This window comes from Nonomuraea sp. NPDC001684 (assembly GCF_053596515.1).
This window is the reverse complement of sequence record NZ_JBSFGJ010000629.1, coordinates 1-4,257: the sequence shown is the minus strand read 5'-3', so window position 1 is coordinate 4,257 and position 4,257 is coordinate 1. Positions and strand designations below refer to the sequence as shown.

At 75.4% G+C, this 4,257-nt stretch carries 6 protein-coding genes; 2 read left to right on the top strand and 4 right to left on the bottom strand.

All coding sequences use genetic code 11. The features are described from left to right. Both ACWCSD_RS48895 and ACWCSD_RS48890 read left to right on the top strand, forming a co-directional pair. A partial coding sequence (locus tag ACWCSD_RS48895) for a hypothetical protein (protein ID WP_449926078.1) occupies window positions 1–184 on the top strand: 184 nt, incomplete at its 5' end. After that, window positions 181–756 carry a TetR/AcrR family transcriptional regulator gene (locus ACWCSD_RS48890; RefSeq protein WP_357975501.1) on the top strand — a complete coding sequence of 192 codons (576 nt, stop codon included), beginning with the start codon at window positions 181–183 and terminating at the stop codon, window positions 754–756. The genes ACWCSD_RS48895 and ACWCSD_RS48890, both read left to right, overlap by 4 nt. Window positions 757–797: 41 nt before the next feature. Here ACWCSD_RS48890 and ACWCSD_RS48885 read toward each other — a convergent pair whose 3' ends face one another. From ACWCSD_RS48885 to ACWCSD_RS48870, 4 genes are all read right to left on the bottom strand, one after another. Continuing rightward, window positions 798–1,805, bottom strand: coding sequence for a phosphotransferase family protein (locus tag ACWCSD_RS48885; protein WP_449926075.1), 1,008 nt, complete (start codon window positions 1,803–1,805; stop codon window positions 798–800). After that, entirely contained in the window at window positions 1,802–2,992 is a 1,191-nt protein-coding gene (locus ACWCSD_RS48880; RefSeq protein ID WP_449926072.1) for an acyl-CoA dehydrogenase family protein, read from the bottom strand. Before ACWCSD_RS48880 ends, ACWCSD_RS48885 begins: the two co-directional genes overlap by 4 nt. A 9-nt stretch (window positions 2,993–3,001) precedes the next feature. Further along, window positions 3,002–3,793 carry a hypothetical protein gene (locus ACWCSD_RS48875; protein WP_397156542.1) on the bottom strand — a complete coding sequence of 264 codons (792 nt, stop codon included), beginning with the start codon at window positions 3,791–3,793 and terminating at the stop codon, window positions 3,002–3,004. A 2-nt stretch (window positions 3,794–3,795) separates the two neighbouring features. After that, a partial coding sequence (locus ACWCSD_RS48870; protein WP_449926067.1) for a hypothetical protein occupies window positions 3,796–4,257 on the bottom strand: 462 nt, incomplete at its 5' end.

The window sequence follows — 4,257 nt, the reverse complement described above, 5'->3', positions numbered from 1 at the left end:
GTTCGCCCTCGACCTGCGGGCCGCGATCGGCCTGGCGGGCGCGCTGCCCGGCCTGTGGGAGCCGCCGTGGGCCGAGCCGCCCGGCACCCTCGCCGGGGCGACCGGCCTGTACGCCTACACCGGCGCGTTACTGGTCTTCTCGGCGCTGCTGCCGCGTCGTCTGCGATCTATCCTGAGCAGATGAGCAGACGGGACCCCGACCGGCGCAGGGCGCTGCTCGACGCCGCCGACCGGGCCATCCTGGCCGAGGGCCCCGAGGTGTCGATGGCGGCCATCGCCGCCGAGGCCGGCATCACCAAACCCGTCCTCTACCGCCACTTCGGCGACAAGAGCGGCCTGTACCAGGCGCTGGCCGACCGCCACGTGCGCACGGTCATCGCCCAGCTCCGCCCGCAGTTCGCCGGGCCCGGCACCGACCTGCGGGCCCGTGCCCGCGCCGCCATCGGCGTCTATCTCGACCTGATCTCGGCCAACCTCGACCTCTACCGCTTCCTGTTCCACCGGGCCAGCGCCGAGGACACCCGCATCCGCTCCCACATGACCTCGCTCGTGCGCGGCCTGGGCGAGGAGCTGGGCCGGGTGCTGGCCGACGAGCGGGTGGTGGCCGACCCGGTGCGGGCGCAGGTGCTCGGCCACGCGTTCGTCGGCATGGTGCAGACGACGGGCGACTGGTGGCTGGAGCATCCGGAGGTCGACCGATCGCAGGTGGTGGAGGGGCTGGTGGACGTGATCGCGGCGGCCGTCGCCGGGGGCTGAGGGCTCCGGCGGGCCGACCGGTCGGGGCAAATCAGGTCAGGTCAGGTCAGCAGGCCGAGCAGGTCCCACTCGTTCTGGCAGGCGCGGCGGCCGAGGGCGGCCAGTTCGACCGAGGAGGCGCCGCCGCGCAGGTGCCGCATGGTCTGCGTGACGCAGATGATCCCCCATTTCAGCACGCCGAACGTCTCCCACCAGCGCAGCGCGTCCAGGTCGACGGGCCGGCCGCCGGCCTTCTCGTAGGCGGCGGTCAGCTCGGCGTAGCCGCCGAACCCGCCCACGGGCAGCGGCGAGCCGAACCGCCACGCCTTGACGCACAGCCAGCCCAGGTCCTCCAGCGGGTCGCCGGCGTGGGCCAGCTCCCAGTCGAGCACGGCCCTGACGCCCTCCGGGCCGACGATCAGGTTGCCGTTGCGGAAGTCGCCGTGCACGACGCTCGCCGGGACGGCGGGCGGCCGATCGGCCTCCAGCCTGCGCAGGGCCAGCTCGAACACGGGATGCGGCTGGCCGGTCAGGTCGAGCACGTCACGCCAGAAGCGCAGCGGGTCGGCGGGCACGGCCTGCGGCGCGGTCGCGGGTGCGGTCGCGGGGCCGGTCTCGGGCAGGCAGGACAGCGGCATGCGGTGGATGGCCGCCAGCGCCCGCCCGCACTGGGCGGCCAGTTTCGGCCTGGCCTCCCGGTACGCCTCGTCCCGCAGGATCCGGCGCGGGATGGTCTCGCCGGGGATCCGGCTCATCAGGACGTACGGCCCGGTGGGTGGGCCGGTGGGCGGTCCGGCTGGTGGGCCGGCGGCGGCCACGACGTGCGGGACGGGGACCCCGGCGTCGGCCGCCGCCCGCATCAGCCGCGCCTCCTCGGCCAGCCCCGTCCCCGCCTCCAGGGCGGCCCCCGGCCCGTCGAGCCGGAGCACCAGCTCGTGCCGGTCGCCGCCGGGGACGACCACGTCCAGGGCCCAGGTCTCCCTGGAGGCCCCGCCGGGCAGCCTGACCGCGTCCGGGACGGCCGCGTCCGGGCCGTACACCTCGCGGACGATCGTCTCGACGCGGTTCATCGGGGGCCGAACTCCCAGGCGCCGCCGGCCGCGTACGCGCCCAGCAGGCGGCGGCCGACCGCGTCGATGTGCACCTCGTCGGGGCCGTCGTAGACGCGCGCGGCGCGGGCGTGCCGGTACATGCGCTCCAGCGGCGTGTCGGGGGTCAGGCCGGCCGCGCCGTACACCTGGACGGCCCGGTCGATGACGTTGTGCAGCATGCGCGCCCCCACCACCTTGATCGCGCCGATCTCGACGCGGGCCTGCGAGCCGGCGTCCACGGCCTCGGCGGCCTGGAGCGTGAGCAGGCGGGCGGCCTGGATCTCGGTGTAGGAGTCGAACACGTGCTGCCGCATGAGCTGTTTGGCCGCCAGCGGCTCGCCGAAGGCGGTGCGCGCGTGCAGCCGCCGGCACATCAGGTCGAAGGCCCGCTGCGCCTGCCCGAGCCAGCGCATGCAGTGGAAGATCCGGCCGGGCCCGAGACGCCGCTGGGCGATGACGAAGCCGTGCCCGCGCTCGCCCAGCAGGTTCGCGGCCGGCACCCGCACGTCCTCGTAGCGCACCTCGCAGTGCGCGCCGCCGAGGCCGAGCACGGGGGTCTCGCGCACGATCGTGTAGCCGGGCGTGTCCGTCGGCACGAGGATCATGGAGAAGGCCCGGTGGGGCGGCGCGTCCGGCTCGGTCCGGCACATCACGGTCGTGTACGCCGCCACCGACGCGCCCGTCGTGAACCACTTGTGCCCGTTGATCACCCATTCGTCGCCGTCGAGCACGGCGGAGGTGGTGAGCTGGGTGGGGTCGCTGCTGGAGACCTCCGGCTCGGTCATCGCGAAGCTGGGCGAGATGTCGCCGCGCACCAGCGGCTCCAGGTAGCGCTCGCGCTGCTCGGGGGAGGCGTGCTCGTGCAGCATGAGCGAGTCCTGCAGGGTGAACGTGCCGAGGGCGAGCTGCCCGTACTCGCTGCGGCCCTGGACCTCGTTGACGTAGACGTAGTCGAGGAACGGCAGCCCGCCGCCGCCCAGCTCGCACGGGTGGCCGAGGGCCCACAGGCCCTCCTTCCTGGCCTCGTCCCGCAGCCGGGCCATGGTGGCGGCGGCCCGCGGCCCGCCCTCGTGCAGCACCTCCTCGGCCGGTTCGACGCGCTCGGTCATGAACGCGCGCACGGCGTCGCGGATCGGCCGGACGTGCTCGGGCACGGCGAAGCTCATGGGGTGATCTCAACCGAAATCCGTTGCGCGGTCAACGGTCGGCGCGCCCGCGCGGCAGCAGCGATCGAAGTCGAACCGCTCGGCGCAGGCCCGCTCCCACAGCCGGGCGGTGTCGCCGCCGGCGCGCGGGAAGACCAGCCGCGCGATCACCAGCGCGACCACCGCCCGCGCCCCGGCCAGGTAGAGCGCCGAGGCCGCGCTCTGGACGTGCGCGCCGGAGACGAACAGGTCGTCCACCAGCAACACCCGCGCGCCGTCGACGCGGCCCAGCACCTGGAAGGCCCGCTCGTCCGACCGCCGCCGCGCGAGGTTCTCGGCCGCCTGCGCCGACCCCGCCATCAGCACGGGACGGTGCAGCCCGCGCAGGTCGCCCACCATGTCCACGATCCGCGGCATCGGGCCGAAGACCTCGATGGGCCGGTCGAGCCGGGTGCCGGGCAGCGTGGTGACCATCGTGAAGGGGCCGCCGGCCAGCCGGGTCAGGCAGGCGGAGTGGGCCCGGTGGAAACGCGCCACGGTGGCGGCCAGGAAGGGCACCCGGCGCACGCTGCCCGGCGGGTCCCTGCGGCGGGTCACGATCGCGTGCAGCTGGGCGCCGTCGCCGTCGCGCACGCACAGCGAGACCGGCACGACGTGCTCGGTGTGGCGGTACAGGCCCTGGGTGGTGACGCCGCAGGTGACGCAGAGCCCGGACGGCCCGCCGGCGCCGGTGTGGCAGATCCGGCAGACGCCGGGACCGGCGGCCGGGACGTTGCGGAAGATCTGCAGGTACGCCTCGGTCACCGCGCGGGCGTCGCCCATGGTCAGAAGACGGTCGTCAGCCGGGTCACATCTACAAGATTGACCGCCTGGCGCGCCAGCTCGTCAATGCCCGCTACGACAGTGACTCCTCCCCGGTAGGCCAGCCGGGGCGTCCAGGGCAGGCCGGGCGCGGCGAAGACGTGCTTGCCCTGGGACAGCGCCATCGCCGCCCGCTCGCCGTCGCAGGCGCCGTCACCGGTTACGTAGAGCGCGGCGGCCAGCCCGCTGGTCACCAGCCCGGTCACCGCCCGCGTCCGGGCCGTCGCGGCCGTGCCCGGCCAGAACGGCGACACCGCCACGACGGCCCCCGGCCGCCCGCCGTCCGGACCGCCCACGAGGGCCCCCGGCTGACCGTCGTCCGGGCCGACCATGATCGCGCGGCCGCCGGCCGTCGCCGCGGCACCGGCGGTGCGCGGCGCGTCGCACACGACGGTCAGGCCGGCCGCGGCCAGCGCGCGGGCCGC

What these genes read in the sequence shown, in the direction of transcription:
- ACWCSD_RS48885 (WP_449926075.1), bottom strand. Translation starts at nt 1,805, where the DNA reads ATGAACCGCGTCGAGACGATCGTCCGCGAGGTGTACGGCCCGGACGCG.
- ACWCSD_RS48890 (WP_357975501.1), top strand. Translation starts at nt 181, where the DNA reads ATGAGCAGACGGGACCCCGACCGGCGCAGGGCGCTGCTCGACGCCGCC.
- ACWCSD_RS48880 (WP_449926072.1), bottom strand. Translation starts at nt 2,992, where the DNA reads ATGAGCTTCGCCGTGCCCGAGCACGTCCGGCCGATCCGCGACGCCGTG.
- ACWCSD_RS48875 (WP_397156542.1), bottom strand. Translation starts at nt 3,793, where the DNA reads ATGGGCGACGCCCGCGCGGTGACCGAGGCGTACCTGCAGATCTTCCGC.